General features: G+C 75.2%; 16 protein-coding genes. 11 read left to right on the top strand and 5 right to left on the bottom strand.

The genetic code is table 11. The features are described from left to right. Positions 1-2: 2 nt before the first annotated feature. The 4 genes from HL189_RS00970 to HL189_RS00955 are packed head-to-tail and all read right to left on the bottom strand — an operon-like array spanning position 3 to position 4,641. A complete protein-coding gene (locus tag HL189_RS00970) occupies positions 3-1,253 on the bottom strand; it encodes a geranylgeranyl reductase family protein (RefSeq protein WP_369131825.1) in 1,251 nt (416 codons plus the stop codon). 41 nt (positions 1,254-1,294) lie between these two features. Beyond that, positions 1,295-1,948, bottom strand: coding sequence for a maleylpyruvate isomerase N-terminal domain-containing protein (locus HL189_RS00965; RefSeq protein WP_369131824.1), 654 nt, complete (start codon positions 1,946-1,948; stop codon positions 1,295-1,297). A 44-nt stretch (positions 1,949-1,992) separates the two neighbouring features. Further along, positions 1,993-2,589: a hypothetical protein gene (locus tag HL189_RS00960; protein ID WP_369131823.1), complete on the bottom strand. Its 597-nt coding sequence runs from the start codon at positions 2,587-2,589 to the stop codon at positions 1,993-1,995. A gap of 45 nt (positions 2,590-2,634) precedes the next feature. Further along, positions 2,635-4,641, bottom strand: coding sequence for a thioredoxin domain-containing protein (locus HL189_RS00955; protein WP_369131822.1), 2,007 nt, complete (start codon positions 4,639-4,641; stop codon positions 2,635-2,637). 175 nt (positions 4,642-4,816) lie between these two features. Here HL189_RS00955 and HL189_RS00950 point away from each other — a divergent pair, with 175 nt between their 5' ends. Together HL189_RS00950 and HL189_RS00945 are read left to right on the top strand one after the other, a co-directional pair. Continuing rightward, the gene (locus HL189_RS00950) at positions 4,817-4,972 is read left to right on the top strand and encodes a hypothetical protein (protein WP_369131821.1); all 156 of its coding nucleotides are present in this window, start codon (positions 4,817-4,819) and stop codon (positions 4,970-4,972) included. A 108-nt stretch (positions 4,973-5,080) separates the two neighbouring features. After that, positions 5,081-5,956 (top strand): universal stress protein, encoded by an 876-nt coding sequence (locus HL189_RS00945; RefSeq protein ID WP_369131820.1) that lies wholly within the window; start codon positions 5,081-5,083, stop codon positions 5,954-5,956. Between the two features lie 96 nt (positions 5,957-6,052). Here HL189_RS00945 and HL189_RS00940 read toward each other — a convergent pair whose 3' ends face one another. Beyond that, complete coding sequence (locus HL189_RS00940; RefSeq protein WP_369131819.1) at positions 6,053-6,211, bottom strand: hypothetical protein; 159 nt, start codon at positions 6,209-6,211, stop codon at positions 6,053-6,055. A 390-nt stretch (positions 6,212-6,601) separates the two neighbouring features. On the opposite strand from HL189_RS00940, the gene HL189_RS00935 reads away from it, so the two are divergent. The 9 genes from HL189_RS00935 to HL189_RS00895 all read left to right on the top strand — a co-directional run bounded on the left by HL189_RS00935 (position 6,602) and on the right by HL189_RS00895 (position 16,622). After that, complete coding sequence (locus tag HL189_RS00935) at positions 6,602-7,738, top strand: saccharopine dehydrogenase family protein (protein ID WP_369131818.1); 1,137 nt, start codon at positions 6,602-6,604, stop codon at positions 7,736-7,738. A 75-nt stretch (positions 7,739-7,813) separates the two neighbouring features. Continuing rightward, a complete protein-coding gene (locus HL189_RS00930) occupies positions 7,814-9,274 on the top strand; it encodes an aldehyde dehydrogenase family protein (RefSeq protein ID WP_369131817.1) in 1,461 nt (486 codons plus the stop codon). Next, positions 9,271-10,281, top strand: coding sequence for a phosphotransferase (locus HL189_RS00925; RefSeq protein WP_369131816.1), 1,011 nt, complete (start codon positions 9,271-9,273; stop codon positions 10,279-10,281). The genes HL189_RS00930 and HL189_RS00925 overlap by 4 nt, the downstream gene beginning before the upstream one ends. After that, a complete protein-coding gene (locus tag HL189_RS00920; RefSeq protein WP_369131815.1) occupies positions 10,281-11,792 on the top strand; it encodes a class I adenylate-forming enzyme family protein in 1,512 nt (503 codons plus the stop codon). Before HL189_RS00925 ends, HL189_RS00920 begins: the two co-directional genes overlap by 1 nt. Beyond that, positions 11,789-12,979 (top strand): saccharopine dehydrogenase family protein, encoded by a 1,191-nt coding sequence (locus HL189_RS00915; protein WP_369131814.1) that lies wholly within the window; start codon positions 11,789-11,791, stop codon positions 12,977-12,979. Before HL189_RS00920 ends, HL189_RS00915 begins: the two co-directional genes overlap by 4 nt. A 10-nt stretch (positions 12,980-12,989) precedes the next feature. After that, positions 12,990-13,781, top strand: a complete 792-nt coding sequence (locus HL189_RS00910) for an SDR family NAD(P)-dependent oxidoreductase (RefSeq protein WP_369131813.1) — start codon at positions 12,990-12,992, stop codon at positions 13,779-13,781. After that, on the top strand, positions 13,778-14,953 hold the full coding sequence (locus HL189_RS00905) for an NAD(P)/FAD-dependent oxidoreductase (protein WP_369131812.1): 1,176 nt from the start codon (positions 13,778-13,780) through the stop codon (positions 14,951-14,953). Before HL189_RS00910 ends, HL189_RS00905 begins: the two co-directional genes overlap by 4 nt. Continuing rightward, positions 14,950-15,798, top strand: a complete 849-nt coding sequence (gene surE / locus HL189_RS00900; protein WP_369131811.1) for a 5'/3'-nucleotidase SurE — start codon at positions 14,950-14,952, stop codon at positions 15,796-15,798. The genes HL189_RS00905 and surE overlap by 4 nt, the downstream gene beginning before the upstream one ends. Then, positions 15,795-16,622 carry an SDR family NAD(P)-dependent oxidoreductase gene (locus HL189_RS00895; protein WP_369131810.1) on the top strand — a complete coding sequence of 276 codons (828 nt, stop codon included), beginning with the start codon at positions 15,795-15,797 and terminating at the stop codon, positions 16,620-16,622. The genes surE and HL189_RS00895 overlap by 4 nt, the downstream gene beginning before the upstream one ends. The last annotated feature ends 21 nt before the right edge of the window (positions 16,623-16,643 follow it).

The raw sequence follows: 16,643 nt of genomic DNA, 5'->3' as shown, positions 1-16,643 counted from the left end.
CATCAGGCGAACGGGATGCGGTCGTCCAGCCTGAGGGAGACCCGCCCGGCGAGGCGCCAGGCGCGGGCCACGAGGTCCCGGTCGGCCTCGGTGACCAGGTTGCCCATCACCCGCAGCGCCACGGTCATCAGCACCCGCGAGCGCATCCCGACCGGGCCGGCGGCCGGCAGCAGCCGCGGCACGGTGAGCAGCCCGGCCAGCCGGCGCGCGATGGAGAACGCCTCGCCGTAGTGCCGCCGCAGGGTCGCCGGCCACGCCCGGGACCAGTCGTCCACCCCGAGCAGGTCGACGACCGACCGACCGGTCTCCAGCCCGTAGTCGATGCCCTCGCCGTTGAGCGGGTTGACGCAGCCCGCCGCGTCGCCGACCAGCGCCCAGTTCCGCCCGGCCACCCCGGAGACGGCGCCGCCCATCGGCAGCAGCGCGCTGGCCGGGGCCCGCACCTCACCGTCGAGCTGCCACTCCTCGCGGCGGGCGGCCGCGTACAGCCCGAGCAGGCTGCGCAGCCGCACCTCCGCCGGCCGCCGCGCGGTCGCCAGGGTGCCGACGCCGATGTTCACCTCGCCGGCGTCCGCGCCGAGCGGGAACACCCATCCGTAGCCGGACAGCAGCTCCCCCTCGGCGCCGCGCAACTCCAGGTGGGAGGAGATCCAGCCGTCGTCGGCCCTGCCGGACCGGACGTAGCCGCGGGCGGCCACGCCGTAGGCGGTGTCCCGGTGCCACTCCCGGCCGAGGACCTTGCCCAGCGGGGAGCGCACGCCGTCGGCGACGACGAGGCGGCGGCAGCGCACCGTCGTCGTCGAGCCGTCGGGTCGGCGGAACACCACGGCCCGCACCCGGTCGCCGTCCCGCTCGACGTCGACCGCGCGGATGCCGTCCACCGGGGTCGCGCCGGCGTCCGTGGCGACGTCGCGGATCCGGGCGTCGAGCTCCGTCCGGGGCACCGCTCCCCCGTGGTCGGGCAGCGACCCGCCCGGCCAGGGCAGCAGCAGCTCCTGCCCGAACCCCGACGCCCGCAGCCCGCGGTTGCGGCCCTTGGAGCGCACCCAGTCCCCGAGGCCGAGCAGGTCCAGCTCGGCCATCGCGCGCGGCGTCAGTCCGTCCCCGCAGGTCTTGTCCCGGGGGAAGACGGCGGCGTCGGCGAGGACGACGTCGGCGCCCGAGCGGGCCGCCCAGGTGGCCGCGGCCGAGCCGGCCGGACCTGCTCCCACCACGAGGACGTCGGTCGCGGTGGGTTCCGTGGTCTCCGGCACGACGCCCAGTGTCCCTGAACCGCGGACGACCCGGCCCGGCCCTAGCCGAACAGGGGGAAGCGGGCGGCCACCGGGCCGAGGCCCATCCGGTCGGACGCGTCGAGCCGTTCCCGGCCGGTGCCGCGGCGGGCGGCGGTGACGTCGTCCCACCGGGGCGGGAGCGGGCCGCCGGCCAGGCCCTCCAGCACGCGCCGCACCTCGGCCAGCGGCTCGTCAGCCGGCCCCGGGCGGTCCAGGTGGGCGACCAGGTCGAGGTGGTGGACGGCGGCCTCGACCACGAGCGTGGACAGCAGGTCGGCCACGGTCAGCACCCGTCCCTGGGTGCGCACCCGGTCCGCGGCCCCCACCCGCCCGGCGGACACCACCACGGCCGCGGCCGTCTCGGCGTACCGCTCGGCGACCGCGGCCAGCCCACCCTGCGTGCTGGCCGCGATCCGGGTGCTCCACAGCTGCTCGTCGTCCCCCGCCGACGGGGGCCGCCACGCCGTCCAGTAGCTCACCGCGTCGGTGTCCGCGGGCTCCGCCGCCGGCGTGGCGAGCGCCACCAGCGCCCGGCGGGCGTCACCGAGCAGGTGGAAGCCGAGGTCGACCGGGGTCCAGCCGGCACATCCGGTGGGCTGCCAGCCCTCCTCGTCGGTCAGCGCGGACAGCAGGTCGGACAGGTCGCGGTAGGCGGTGCCCAGGAGACCGGTCATCGGCCCACCCTGGCACCCCGCCCGCCGATCCGGGGCCCGCCGGATCAGCCGACCTGCGGACCGCGGGCCCGGACCTCCTCGACCGACGCCATGGCCTGGCGCAGCTCGGCGAGCCAGTCGTCGGCGTGCTGCCCCACCAGACGCACCGCCCAGGCCAGCGCCTCGGAGCGGGACCGGGCCACCCCGGCGTCGACGAGGGTGTCCAGGACCAGCCGCTCGGGCTGGCGCAGCCGGGTCATGACCGGCACCGAGAGCGTGGTGAACAGCTCCCGGACGTCGCCGCAGCTGGCGCCCCAGGCGACCGACCGCCCGTAGCGGTCCTGGGCGGCGTCGGCGATGGCCATGCGCTGTCCGCGGGTCTGCTCGCGGAACCGGGCGATCCGGCCGGCTCGCGCGGCCGCCGGGTCGCCCTCCCCGGCGTCGGGTTCGGGGACGGCGCCGACGACGGTGATCTCGTCCCGGTCGATGACCAGCTCGACCGGACCGGTGAACCACTCGTCGGGCAGCCGGCCGGCGAACCAGCCGGCGACCTCGGCGCGCTCGACCGGCGGGGGCGCGTCCGCCGCGCGGCCCCGCGCACGGCCTCGGCCCATGCCCGGGAAGCCCTCGGGCGGGAAGCGGTGGTGACGGTGTCCGTGCACGGTGCCCTCCTCGGTTGCGGCGACACCATTACTGTAATCGTGTAATCAGCTGGCTGGGCCGGTCATCGCTGCGCTCAGAGCGGACACGTCGGTGACCGGTGCCGAGCAGACGAACCCGCGGCAGACGTAGGCCGCCGGCCGGCCGCCGACCACCGGCCGCTGCGCGAGCAGGGGCACACCCGGCTCGTCCGGCTCGCCGGCGACGACGACCGCCCCGGGGCTGGTCGAGGCGCGCGCGGCGGCGGCCAGCGCGTTCCGCTCCGCGCCGGCCGGCCCGCTCACCGCCACCTCCAGGGGGCCGGCGAGCAGCGCCTCCCCCACCGCGGCAGCCCAGCCGGCCGCCCGCGGCGCCTGCCCCACCAGCCGGGCCAGCGAGGCCAGCGCCTCCTCTGCGCGGGCCCGGTGGTCGGGAGCTCCGGCGAGCGCCGCGTAGCCGACGAGGGCACCGGCGGCCGCGGCGATGCCGGCCGGTGTCGGCCCGTCGGCCGGGTCGAACGGCCGGTGCACGAGGGCCTCGGCGTCGGCCGCCGTGTCGTGCCAGCGCCCGTCCGCCGCCACGAACTGGGTGGCCACGACGTCGAGCAGCTCACCCGCCCAGCTCAGCCACCGTCCCTCGGCCGTGGCGGCGTGCAGGGCGAGCAGGCCCTCGGCCAGGTCGCCGTAGTCCTCCAGCACCCCGGCGTGCGCCCCGACCGCCCCGTCCCGGGAGGCCCGCCGCAGACGCCCGTCCACCCAGTGGACGTCGTGCAGCAGCTCCGCCGCCCGCCGGGCGGCGGCGACCAGCTCGGCGTCCCCGGTGAGCGCGCCGTGGTCGGCCAGCGCGGCGATCGCCAGCCCGTTCCAGGCGGTCACCGCCTTGTCGTCCCGCGCGGGTTGCGGTCGCCGGGACCGCGCCCCGGCGAGGGCCGCGCGTACCCGGGCGAGCCGGTCGGCGTCGTCCGGGTCGCGCAGCAGCTGCAGGGTGGAGGCACCGTGCTCGAAGGTGCCGCTGCGGGTCACGGTGAACACCTCGGCGGCCCAGGCGCCGTCGTCGTCCCCGAGGACCTCGACCAGCTGCTCCGGCGTCCACACGTACGTGAGGCCCTCGACGCCGTCGGTGTCGGCGTCCAGCGCGGAGGCGAACCCGCCCTCCGGGGTGCCCAGGTCGCGGAGCAGGAAGCCGGCGGTCTCGTCGGCGACCCGGCGGGCCCAGTCCAGCCCGGTGGCGCGCCACAGGTGCGAGTAGACGCGCAGCAGCAGCGCGTTGTCGTAGAGCATCTTCTCGAAGTGCGGCACCACCCATCCGGCGTCGACCGCGTAGCGGGCGAATCCGCCGGCCAGCTGGTCGTAGATGCCGCCGCGGGCCATCGCCTCCGCGGTGTGCACCGCCATGCCCAGCGTGTTCTGGTCGCCGCGGCGGGCGTGCGCCCGCAGCAGGAACTCCAGCAGCATGGACGGCGGGAACTTGGGGGCGCCGCCGAAGCCGCCGTGCCGCCGGTCGGCGTCGTCGGCCAGCCGGGCCACCGCCTGGTCCAGGAGGTCCGCGGAGAGCGGGGTCGGCGTCCCGAGGTCGAGCCGGCTGGAGATCCCCTCGACGATCCGCGTGCCGGCGTGCTCGAGCTCCTCGCGGCGGGTGGCCCACGCCTCGCTGACCGCGGACAGCACCTGCCGGAAGGCCGGCATCTGCGGGTGCGGACGGGGTGGGAAGTAGGTGCCGCAGTAGAACGGGGCGCCGTCCGGGGTGGTGAAGACGGTCATCGGCCAGCCGCCGTGCCCGGTGAGCGCCTGCGTGGCGGTCATGTAGACGCTGTCGACGTCCGGGCGCTCCTCCCGGTCGACCTTGACGCAGACGAAACCGGCGTTCATCTGCGCCGCGGTCTCCTCGTCCTCGAAGGACTCGTGCGCCATGACGTGGCACCAGTGGCAGGCCGCGTAGCCGACCGAGACCAGCACCGGGACGCCGCGCTCCCGCGCCTCGGCGAACGCCTCCTCACCCCACTCCCACCAGTCGACCGGGTTGTCCGCGTGCTGGAGCAGGTACGGGCTCGTGGCGCCGGCGAGACGGTTCGACATGGAGCGTCCCTTCCCTCGCTGGTCCTCCCGCGAACGGATGCCGGGCGCCGGTGCGAGGGCGTTGCGACGCGGCGCAGCGTGCGAGAGGGTGGCCGTCCGCTGATCCGGAGGAGGAGCAGCCCGTGGTCCCGGAGCCGGTCGGTACAGCGCTGTCGACGTCCGGGCGGGCCCGGCGATGAGCACGACGCCCCACCCGCATCCCGACAACCCCGTCCTCGAGGCCCTGGAGTACGCGGCCGACCAGGGCCGGCAGGCACCGTCGGTGCACAACACCCAGCCCTGGACCTTCGTCCAGCTGCCTGGCCGGCTAGACGTGCGAGCCGGCCGGTGACGACCTTCGGCCCTGTCCGGCCCGCGACGCAGGAGGGTCCAACGGGGCCGTGCCGGTCGTCGTCCACGGCCCTCGGCACCGACCGCCCACCCCGCACCGGAGGTCCTCGTGAGCGTCCCCACCGTCGACGAGCAACCCGTCGGCCCGGTCGTGGTCGGGGTCGACGGCTCCCCGTCGTCCCAGCAGGCCCTGCGCTGGGCGGCCGGGCAGGCCCGGCTGACCGGTCAGGAGCTGCACGCGGTCATCTCCTTCGGCCTGCCGCTGTCCAGGGACGCGGCCGTCATCGGGGGGTCCGACTGGCGCGGGGACGCGGCCGAGGCGCTGCGGACGACGGTCGAGAGCACCCTGGGTGGACCCGGCTCCGGCCCGGTGGTCCAGCACGTGGTCGAGGGCCGTCCCGCGAAGGTGCTGCTGGACGCGGCCCGGGACGCCGGTCTGCTCGTCGTCGGCTCACGCGGCCACGGCGGCGTCACCGGCCTGCTGCTCGGCTCGGTGAGCGAGCACGTCCTCGCCCACGCCACCTGTCCGGTCGTCGTCGTCCGCGAGCGCCGCACCGCCACCGGTCGGATCGTCGTCGGGGTGGACGGATCGCACGAGTCGCAGCGCGCGCTGCGGTGGGCGGCCCGGCAGGCCCGGCTCTCCGGTTCCGCCGTGCACGCGGTCGGCGCCTGGCGCGTGCCGCTCGGCTCCGGGTTGACCGTCCGGCCCGAGGCCGACTGGGCCGGGCATACCTCCCACACCCTCGCCGCAGCCGTCGCCGGCGCGCTCGGCGAGGAGGACGCCACGGGGGTGGTGCAGGAGGTCGTCGAGGGCCATCCGGCCGACGCGCTGCTGAGCGCCGCGACCGACGCCGACCTGCTGGTCGTCGGATCCCGGGGCCGCGGTGCCTTCGCCGGCCTCCTGCTCGGCTCGGTGAGCAGGCACGTCGCCGCGCACGCGCCGTGTCCGGCGGTCGTCCACCACGACCGTTCGTCGACCCCATGAGCACCCCCCGCGACCAGGGCGCACCCTGACCCGCGACCACCACCCCCGTCCGCCGAACGGCCACCTCGTGCGCTGGAGACGTGCCGGGAGGGCGGCTCACGGACTCCCGGCGGCCGGACGGAGAGCCACCCGGCCAGTGACCAGATCGACGTCGAGGAGGCCGTCCCGCTGGGCCGCAGCGACCACCCGCAAGGTGAACCGGTGCCGCCGGAGCGTGTGGACCGTCGTGACCGGCCGCAGGGACAGGAAGTCCACCAGTTCACCCTGGGAGCGACCGCGGAGGGCGCGGACGGTGTTGCCCGCCCCCCGCCCATCGCCCGCATCGCGCCCGACCACCCGGCAGGAACCGTGCCGACGACACGGGACCTCCTCCCCGACCTGCGGGACGAAGGTCGGGGCCTCGTAGGCGAGGACGGCGCCGCAGCACAACCTCGCCGCGTAGGCGCGACGGGCTCCCTTCCCTGGACCAGCCGTCGGCATGGGGCTCTCCTCTCCTGATCCGCGCCGGCCCCGCGTGACGACCCGTCCCCACCGCTCCGCGCCGTCAGCGGCGGAGTTGCCTCGTCACACGAGCCCATTGACACCGCTCCTCCGGATCCATACCTTAATTAACAGTCATTAGGGAACGCCAGAGAGGGGCAGCAGGTGCGGCGAACCGCTCTCCTGATCGGAGCCGGCCACATGGGCCGGAGCGCGCTGGGGATCCTGCTCCGGCGGCTCCCCGAGCTCACCGTCACCGTGGTCGACCGCGACCCGGGCGCGGTGGCCGCTGCCCAGGCCCTGGATCCGCTGCGGGTGGCCGGCGTGGTCGGCGACGTGACGGCGGAGGACTTCCCCCTGCCTGGCGCCGACCTCGTGCTGAACCTCGCCGGCCCCTTCTTCGCCGGGTCGGACCGGGCAGCCCGGCACGCCATCGCCAGCGGGGCCGCGTACGTCGACATCGCCGACGACGTCGAGGCCACCACGGCGATCCTCGAACTGGACGACGAGGCACAGCGCGCCGGGGTGCCGGTCCTCACGGGGGCGGGGAACTCCCCCGGCGTGTCGAACTGGCTCGCCGCTGACCTCATCGAGCAGTACAGCGAGGTCGACGGCATCCAGGTCGTCTGGGTCACGCACGAGCCCGACCCCGGCGGCCTCGCCCCCTTGCGCCACATGCTGCACATGGCGGTCACGCCGTGCCCCATCTGGCGGGACGGACGCATGCAGCAGTCCCCCGGCTTCGTGCCGGCGACCGCGGCCACGTACGACCTGCCGGCGCCGGTCGGCCCCACCGAGGCCTACGACACCACGCATCCGGAGCCCTTCACCCTGCCGCGCCGCTTCCCGCACCTCCGGTACGTCGGGTGCAAGGGGGCCCTGGCACCGGCCTGGGCGAACGCGGCGTTCAGCACGCTGGGCCGGATCGGGTTCGGCTACACCGACGTCCGGCTCGAGTACGGCGACCAGAGCATCGAGCCGGCCGAGTTCCTGTGGCGCCTGCTGTGGCAACGCCACGATCGGCGCGAACGACCCCCCGCCGAGGCGACCACGATGATCCACGTCATGGGTCTCGACGGCGACCGGCCGGTTGCCGCGCACACCATCTGGGACCCCGCCCCCATGTACCGCGGGACCGGCCTGGGCGCCGCCGTGGCGGCCCTGACGCTGCTGGAGAGCGGGGCGCCCGCCGGTGCGGCCGGCGTGGAGGTCCTGCCGCACCGCAAGGCGCTCGATCTCTTCTTCGAGCTCGCCGATCGGGACGGGGGCTTCCCCGCGGGCCTCATCACCACGATCTTCTGACCACACGCGCCCCCGTGCCACGCGGGCGGCGCACCACCCGTGGGCGCACCCCTCCCACCCTCGGACGGAGACGACATGACCACCACGACCCCCGTGGACCTCAGCGCTCTCACCCCGCTGATCGGCGGTGAGCCCTACCGACCCGGCGACGACCACGACGTGATCGAGCCCGCGACCGGGAACCGGCTGACCGGCCTGCCCGAGACCGATCGCGCCGGCATCGACGCCGCCGTGTCCGCCGCCCGCAGGGCGCTGCCTGGCTGGGCCGGGCTGCCGCCCCGGGACCGCGCGTCGCACCTGCTGCGTCTCGCCGACGCCTTCGAGGCAGCGACGCTCGAGATGGGTGAGCTCGAGGCCCGCGACGTGGGCAAGCCGCTGGCCGACGCCCGGGCCGAGATGGGATCGGCCGCGGACAAGTACCGCTTCTTCGCCGGAGCCGCGCGCACCATGACCGCCGCCGCGACCGGCGAGTACAAGCCGGGCCTGACCAGCCTGGTGCGCCGGGAGCCGATCGGGGTCGTCGCCGCGCTCACCCCCTGGAACTACCCCATGGGCCTGACGAGCTGGAAGATCGGGCCTGCCCTGGCCGCGGGCAACACCGTGGTCCTCAAGCCGCCGCTGGAGGCCTCGCTCACCTCGCTGCTGCTGGCCCGGATCGCCCAGGACGTCCTCCCGCCCGGCGTGCTCAACGTCATCACCGGCTCCGGGCCGGGGACCGGGGCCACCCTGGCGGCTCACCCCGGCGTCGACATGGTCTCCCTGACCGGGGGCACGGAGACCGGCAAGGCCGTCATGCGGCTGGCCGCGGACTGCATGAAGCGGGTCCACCTCGAGCTCGGGGGCAAGGCCCCGGTCGTCGTGTTCGACGACGCCGACCTGGAGAAGTTCGCGCGGGTCGTCAAGGGCGCGGTGTTCCGCAACTCCGGACAGGACTGCACGGCCGCGACCCGGGTCTACGTCAGCGAGGCCAGGCGCGACGACGTCCTGGACGTGCTGCGGGACGTCGCCGAGAGCATGGTGGTCGGCAACGGCTTCCTCGACCCGCAGGTCGACATGGGCCCCGTGGTCAGCCACCGCCACCGCGACCGCATCGCCGGCTTCGTGGAAGGCGCCGTCCGTTCCAGCGGCGCGACCGTCGTCACCGGGGCGACCGTCCCGGACTCCCCCGGCGCCTTCTACGCCCCGACCGTCCTGACCGGCGTCCAGCAGGGCGACGAGATCGTGCAGACCGAGCTGTTCGGCCCCGTGGTGACCGTGTCGACGTTCTCCGGCGAGGACGACGCCGTCGCCCAGGCCAACGACGTCCGGTACGGACTGGCCGCCTCGGTGTGGACGCGGGACATCGACCGCGCGATGGCCGTCTCGGCCCAGCTGCAGGCCGGCACGGTGTGGGTGAACGAGCACGGGCCGACGGCCGCGGAGATGCCGTTCGGCGGCTACAAGCAGTCCGGGGTCGGCCGGGACCTCTCCATCCACGCGGTCGAGCAGCACACGAACCTCAAGCACGTCGCCATCGGGCACGGCCGGTCGTGGTGACGCGCACCGCCCCGGGCCGCACCGCCGTGCGCTTCGTCTACGCCGAGGACGTGCCGGATCCGGTCCGCCGGCAGGTCGAGGACCTCATGGCGGAGTGGACGCACCTGGACCTCCGCGACGAGGTCCACGTCCGCCGGCTGGCCGGCGGCGCCAGCAACGTCAACCTGGCGCTGCAGACCGACGACGCCGCCTACGCCCTGCGCCTGTGCATGCCGGAGAGCGCCCGCTGGGGCGTCGACCGTGCCGCGTCGATCCAGGCGCAGCGGGACGCGGCTGCGCTCGGGCTGGCCCCGGAGGTGCTCGCCACCCGTCTGCCCGAGGGGCACTACCTGTCCCGCTTCGTGGAGGGTCCGGTGCTCACGCACGAGGCGCTGCGCCGGGACGGCGCCATCCCGGTCGTGGCCCGGACCCTGCGGCGGCTGAACACGGGCTCGACGAGCGGCCGCCGGTTCTCGCCGTTCGACGACCTCCGCACGTTCGCCGAGTTCGGGTTCGCCGAGCAGGCGGACTATCCCCCGGACACCGACGACCTGCTGGCGAAGGTCCTCCGGATCGAGGCCATGTTCCGCACCCGGCAGGCGCCCGAGGGCTTCTGCCACAGCGACTGCGTGCCCGGCAACTTCCTCCGGTCCAGCGCGGAGTACTTCACCCTGGTCGACTTCGACTACGCGGGTGTCGGCTGGGTCGCCTTCGAGCTGGCGTCCTTCGCCTGCCAGCTCGCCCTTGACGCCACCGAGACCGAGGAGCTGGTGACCTCCTACGACCCCGGGGCGGACGCCGGGCAGCGCGCCCGGCTCGAGCTCATGCGCTTCGTCGCCGGCGTGCGCGAGGCCATGTGGGCCTACATGGCCGAGCCCATCCTGGGAGCGCACACGGCCCCGGCAGACGGGTGGACCTACCGCGGCTACGCCGCCCAGAACCTCGACCAGGCCCGGCGGGCAGTCGACTGCGACTTCGACGAGCTGATGCACACGGCGCGCACGATCCGTGAGGGGGCGCTGTTCTGATGACCGATCTCCCCTCGTCGGTGCCCGCCGCGCTGGAGCACTGGGCGGTCACGACGCCGGACGCCGCGGCGCTGACCGGCGACTGGGGCGCCGACTCCTACCGCGAGCTCCGGGAGCAGGTGCTGCGCGCGGTGTCCAGGCTCCACCGCGCCGGGGTCCGCCGCGGGGACCGGGTCGTCGTCGCCGGCGGCAACACCCGCTGGTGGGTGTACGCGCACCTGGCGACCCTGCGGCTGGGCGCGGTCTCCGTCCCGACCAACACCCGGCTGAGCCCGGCCCAGTTCGGCGAGCACGCCGCCGCCCTCGGGGCGTCCGTCGTCCTCGTCGACGAGGAACGCCGCCGGCTCGCCGCGGAGGTCAGGACGGCGCCCGTCCTGGACCTGGCCGGCGCCGACGACGGGCCCGTGGCCGCCGAGCTCCCACCGATCGCCGAGGTCTGCGCACCCGACGCGCCTGCGCTGATCAGCTCCACCTCGGGGACGACAGGCCGCCCGAAGGGTGCCGTGATCTCGCACGGCGCACTGTGGGCCTGCGCCCGCACCTTCGCCGAGCAGCTCGGCCTGGGCGCCGACGACTCGACGCGGGTCCTGGTCCCGCTGTTCCACAACACGGGTTTCGTCGACCAGCTGGCCACGATGCTGGCGGTGGGCGGCCGCACGGACCTGCTCGAGGAGTTCCACACCCGCGACGCCGTGGCCGCCTTCGAGGAACTCGGCTCGACGTACCTCACCGCCGTGCCGAGCATCATCCGCCTGCTGATGGTCGCCGACGGCGCGGACGCCGTCTTCTCGGGCGTGCGCACGGTCCTCTACGGCGGCTCGCCGATGCCGGCCGCCTGGTCGGCCGAGCTGCGCCGGCGGTGGCCGCGGATGCGCCTGGTGCACGGCTACGGGCTGACGGAGTTCACGTCCGTCGTCACGCTGCTGCCGCCGGACCAGGTCGAGGCCCGCGGCGAGTCGATCGGCCGGCCCGTCCCCGACGTCGACGTCCGGATCGTCGACGACGGCGGCGCGGAGGTCGACCCGGGCCGGGTCGGCGAGCTGTGGGTCCGCGGCGCCACCCGCATGACCGGTTACTGGGACGACCCCGAGGCGACCGCGGCCAAGCTGTCGGGTGGGTGGTTGCGCACCGGCGACCTGGCCCGCTGCGACGCCGAGGGCTGGCTCCACGTCGAGGGCCGCCTCGACGACGTCATCAACCGCGGCGGCGAGAAGGTGCTACCCGCCTCCGTCGAGTCGGTGCTCGCCACCTGCCCGGAGGTCGCGCAGGCCAGCGTCTTCGCCCTCCCCCACCCGATCCTCCAGCACCGCGTCCTCGCCGCGCTGGAGGTCCGCCCCGGCCGAGAGTTCGACGAGCGGTCCACCCGAGCACGCCTCGGGGCCCGGCTGCCCGACTACGCCATCCCCGAGGAGTTCATCGTGATGCAGCACCTGCCCAGGACCGCCTCGGGGAAGGTCGACCGGCGCGCCGTCGCCGCCGCCGTCCGCGCCGCTGCCGGAGCCGACCGGTGAGCCGGCGGCACGACGTCGTCGTCATCGGCGCCGGCGGCTCGCAGGCCCAGGCCATGCTCGTCGGCGCCTCCCGCGGGGCCGACCTGAGCAGCTGGCTGGCGGTGGACCGGCTGTGGCGACCGGGAGCCGAGGCGGCCACCCGGGCCCTGGGTCTCGACACGGCGACCCTGGACGTCCTCGACAAACCCGGGCCGCTGCGGGAACTGCTCAGCCGCGCCCGCCTCGTGGTCAACCTGGCCGGCCCCTACTACCGGACGGGGGCGGTGGTCCTCGACGCGGCCATCGAGTCCGGCACGGACTACCTGGACATCTGCGACGACGCCGACGTCACCATCCCCATGCTCGACCGGACGGCCGCCGCCGAGAGAGCCGGGGTCCGGGCGCTGATCGGCATGGGCTCGTCCCCGGGGACGACCAACGTGCTCATCCGCGCCGCCGTCGACGCGCTCGGGGAGGCAGGCGACGTCGACATCAGCTGGACGGTGGACATCGGGGACATGACCGACGCCGCCGTCCGCCACTTCTGGCACTGCTTCACCCTCGTGGCGCCGGATGGCTCGGTCACGCCCGTGGCCGGCTGGGGGGAGATGGACCGGCGGATCGTCGAGTTCCCGGGCACGGTCGGCCGCCAGGAGGTCCTCCGGCTGGCCCACCCGGAGCCGATCACCGTCCCCCGGTTCCTGCCGGTGGCGCGCAGCAGCAACTTCGGCGCCATCACACCGGCCGACGCCCTGCTCATCGCCTGGGGTCTGGCCTACAGCGTCGACCCCGGCCGGCCGGACGGCGTGCACGACCTGCCGGCGACCACCGACGCCGCCGTGCAGGTGTTCAGCCGGTACCGGGACTCCCGTCCGCCGGCACCGCGGATCGGCAGCGGCCTGCAGATCGACGTGCACACCGACGGGGACGGGCTGCGGTTCTCCTCGGGCGCCGACACCGAGATGGCGGAGGCCACCGGTGTCCCCGCCGCCGCGGGGACGTTGCTCCTGCTGGAGGGGCTGACGCCGGAGGCCGGGGTCTTCGCCCCGGAGCTGCTCCGCCCGGTCGACTTCTTCACGGCGCTGCGCCGGGTGAGCCGGGGCGGCGGGGGGCTGGAGCTGCACCGCCTCCGGGGCGGCCAGCGCGCCGAACGGGTCCGGATCCGGGACCTGGTCGCCGGTCAGCTCGACCCGGTCGGAGCGCGCTGAGATGGAGCGGATGAACGGCCAGGTGGCCGTGGTGACCGGTGGCGGACGCGGCATCGGCCTGGCCATCGCCGCGCACCTGCTGCGCGAGGGAGCGCACGTGGTCGTCACGGGGCGGAACAAGGCCACCCTCGACGCCGCCGTCGAGCAGCTCGGGTCCAGCCGGGTCAGCGCCGCGGTCGCCGACGTCACGCAGGAGGACGACGTCGAGGACCTGTTCCGCGGCGTCGTGGACCAGCACGGCCGTCTCGACGTGCTCGTCAACAACGCCGGCATCGCGGAGGAGGCCGCCTTCCTCGACATCTCGCTCGAGTCGTGGGAGCGGGTGCTCGCCGTCAACCTCACCGGCGTCTTCCTCACCACCCAGCGGGCCGCTCGCCGCATGACCGCGGGTGGGTCGGTCGTGACCATCGCCTCGATCGACGCCCACGGCGCCGACGGCCCGTTCGCCAGCTACACCGCCGCCAAGACCGGCCTGCTGGGCATGACCCGCGCCGCGGCCGCGGAGCTCGGGCCGCGCGGCATCCGCATCAACACGGTCAGCCCCGGCTGGACCCTGACCGACATGGCCGTCGAGGCCACCAGCCCGGCCGAGCTCGAGCGGATGAAGACCGCCTTCGACCGGGTCCCGCTCCGCCGGATGGTCACCGTCGACGAGGTCGCCGCCGCAGTGACGTTCCTGGCCTCCCCGGCAGCCGCCGGCATCACCGGGACCGACCTCGTCGTCGACGGCGGCACCGTCTCCAACCTGTACATCCTCGAGACCCTCGCCCAGCCCCACGCGACCCCCGGAGGAACCCCGTGAGCGCCCCCCGCATCGCTGTCATCGGCGCCGGTGTGGCCGGTTGCGGCGCCGCGCTGCGCGCCGCGCAGCTCGGTGCCGACGAGATCACCCTCATCGAGGCCGGGCACCCCGGCGGGGGCTCGTCGGGGCTGTCCGCCGGCGTCTACAACATCCAGACCGTCGATCCCCTGGACATCGAGATCCGCATCCGGGCCCGCGAGCTGCTGTTCCGGCTCGAGGCCGCCGGCACCCTCCACCTCGCGCGGATCGGCAACGTCCGCGTCGCCTACACCGACGCCGACATGGCCCGGCTGGCGGCGGCCCGGCAGGTCCAGCGGGACCTCGGCGCCACGGACTCCCTGCTGCTGGACCGCGCCGCGCTGCAGGAGCTGGTTCCCGACCTGGTGACCTCGGACCTCGCCGGCGGCCTCCACGGGCCGGACGACGGGCACCTGGACGGGCACCTGCTCTGCTCCGCGCTCCTCGACGAGGCACGGGCATCCGGCGTCCGGCTGCTCACCCGCACCCAGGTCGTCGGGCACGAACGGACGCCGGGAGGGCACCGGCTGAGGACGACGGAGGGCGACGTCGCCGCCGACGTGGTGATCAACGCAGCCGGCGCCTGGGGCAGCAGGGTCGGTGAGCTGCTCGGCGTCCGGGTGCCCCTCGTGCCGCAGGTCCACGAGGTCGTGCAGGTGCAGCTGCGACGGCCGCTGCCGTACGTGGTCCCGATGACCAACCTCTACATGCCCGGCATGACCGGCGAGGGGCTGTACTTCCGCCAGGACGGTCCGGACTCGCTGATCGCCGGGATGCACACCTACGTCGTCCAGGACGAGGGTGGGGTCGCCGACCCGGACGACTACCGCCGCCGGGGCTCCGACGCCTACCTCGAGCAGGTCGCCGAGGCGCTCACCGAGCGCTTCCTCGTCGAGGACCTCGGCTTCAAGCCCGGCTGGACCGGCCTGTACCCGCTCAGCCCGGACGGCCGGTTCATCCTCGGGCCCCACGAGCAGGACCCCACCGTGATCAGCTGCACCGGCCTCGGCGGGGTCGGCGTCACGATGGGCTCGATCGCCGGCTTCACGGCCGCCGAGTGGGCCGTCACCGGCCGACCGACCACCGTTCCCGGCGCCGAGGTGCTCCGCCCGGACCGGGCCACGCTCACCGACCTCGTGGGAGGCCGACCGTGAAGGTCCTCCTCACCAACGACGACGGTTACCGGTCGGCGGGCTTCACCGCTGCCCGGGCCGCGCTCATCGCCGCGGGGCACCGGGTGCTGGCCGTCGCGCCGGACGGTCCCCGGAGCGGCACCTCGCGGAGCGCCACCTTCCGGCGCCCCGTGAACGTGGCCCTCGCCGAGGACGACCCGGAGAACCCGGTGTACCGCTGCGACGGCACGCCCGTCGACTGCGTCCGCGTGGCCCTGCTCAGCTCCCTCGGGGAGCACGTGGACGTCGTCGTCTCCGGCATCAACGAGGGGGCCAACCTCGGCGACGACACCACCTACTCCTCCACGGTGGGCTCCGCCGTGGAGGGGGCGCTGCTCGGGCTCCCGGCCATCGCCGTCTCCCAGCAGTCCAGCGACGGCCGGTTCCGGTTGGTCGACCGCAGCGGCTACGACTGGACCTGGTCCGCCTGGGGCGCCGTGCAGCTCGTCGAGTTGATCGCCGAGGCGGCGTTGCCACCGCGCACGCTGGTCAACCTCAACGCCCCCGGCTCGGTGGACGGCGCACCAGGAGCGCGCGCCACCCGGCTCGGGGAACGGCCGTGGCGACGCGGTGGCCTGGTCCGAGGGCACACCGACGAGCACGGGGAGGGCTGGTACACCTTCGGCGTCGATCGCGACGAGGACCCCCCGCGCACCAGTGATCCGGACACCGACTTCGCCGCGATCGCCGACGGCGAGCTCTCCCTGACCGGGATCACCCTGAAGTACGACACGGACGACCACGTCGCACTGCACCGGTGGACCGAGCAGGCCGCCACCGAGATCGCCCGCCGGGCAGCAGCCGTCCCGAGGGGGACGTCGGCGTGAGCGACCTCGTCGTCGTCACCGGCGCCGCGGGCGAGCTGGGGCGCGCGCTCGTCGGCCACTACCTGTCCCTGGGTTGCCGGGTGGCGGCCCTGGACCGCACGGAGGACCAGGCCGCGTCCGTGGCGGGGGCGGCCGACCACCAGGCGGACCGCCTGCGCGTCTTCGCCGCCGACCAGACCCGGCCGGAGGACGTCGACCGGGCCTGGACGGCCATCGCCGGGTGGGGGGTCCCGCGGGCGCTGATCGCCAATGCCGGGTACGCCAAGTTCGGCGGTTTCCTCGACATGCCGGCGGCCACGTTCCGCCGGCACGTCGACGTGAACCTGACGGGGACGTTCCTGACCTGCCAGGCCGCCGCGCGGCTGATGGCCCGCGGACGCAGCGGCGGCTCGATCGTCGTGGTCGCCTCCAACCTGGCCGAGAACCACGCCGACCAGGTCGGCGCGTACTGCGTCACCAAGGCGGCCCTGCTGCCCCTGGTCCGCACCATGGCGGCGGAGCTCGGCGTGTACCGCATCAGGGCCAACGCCCTGCTCCCCGGGGTCGTCGACACGGCGATGACCGCGCCGATGCTGAGCGCCGAGGGCGTGCGGGACGAGCTCGTCGGGCTCACTCCCGCCGGCCGACTGGGGACGCCGTCCGACGTCGCGCACGCAGCCGCCTTCCTGACCTCGGAGGAGGCAGGGTGGATCACCGGCGCCGCGCTCACCGTGGACGGCGGGCAGGGCATCTACGGACAGCCACGCTGGATCGCGCAGGACCGCTCGGTCCCCTTCGAGCCGACCTGGGGCCCCGGCCTGGGGGCCGACCACCAGCCCACCTGACCCCCGGCCAGCCGGACCCCG

The organism is Modestobacter sp. I12A-02662 (genome assembly GCF_041028325.1).
Taxonomy (GTDB): Bacteria; Actinomycetota; Actinomycetes; order Mycobacteriales; family Geodermatophilaceae; genus Modestobacter.
The sequence above is the reverse complement of the archived record's forward strand: the minus strand, read 5'-3'. Positions and strand labels throughout refer to the sequence as shown.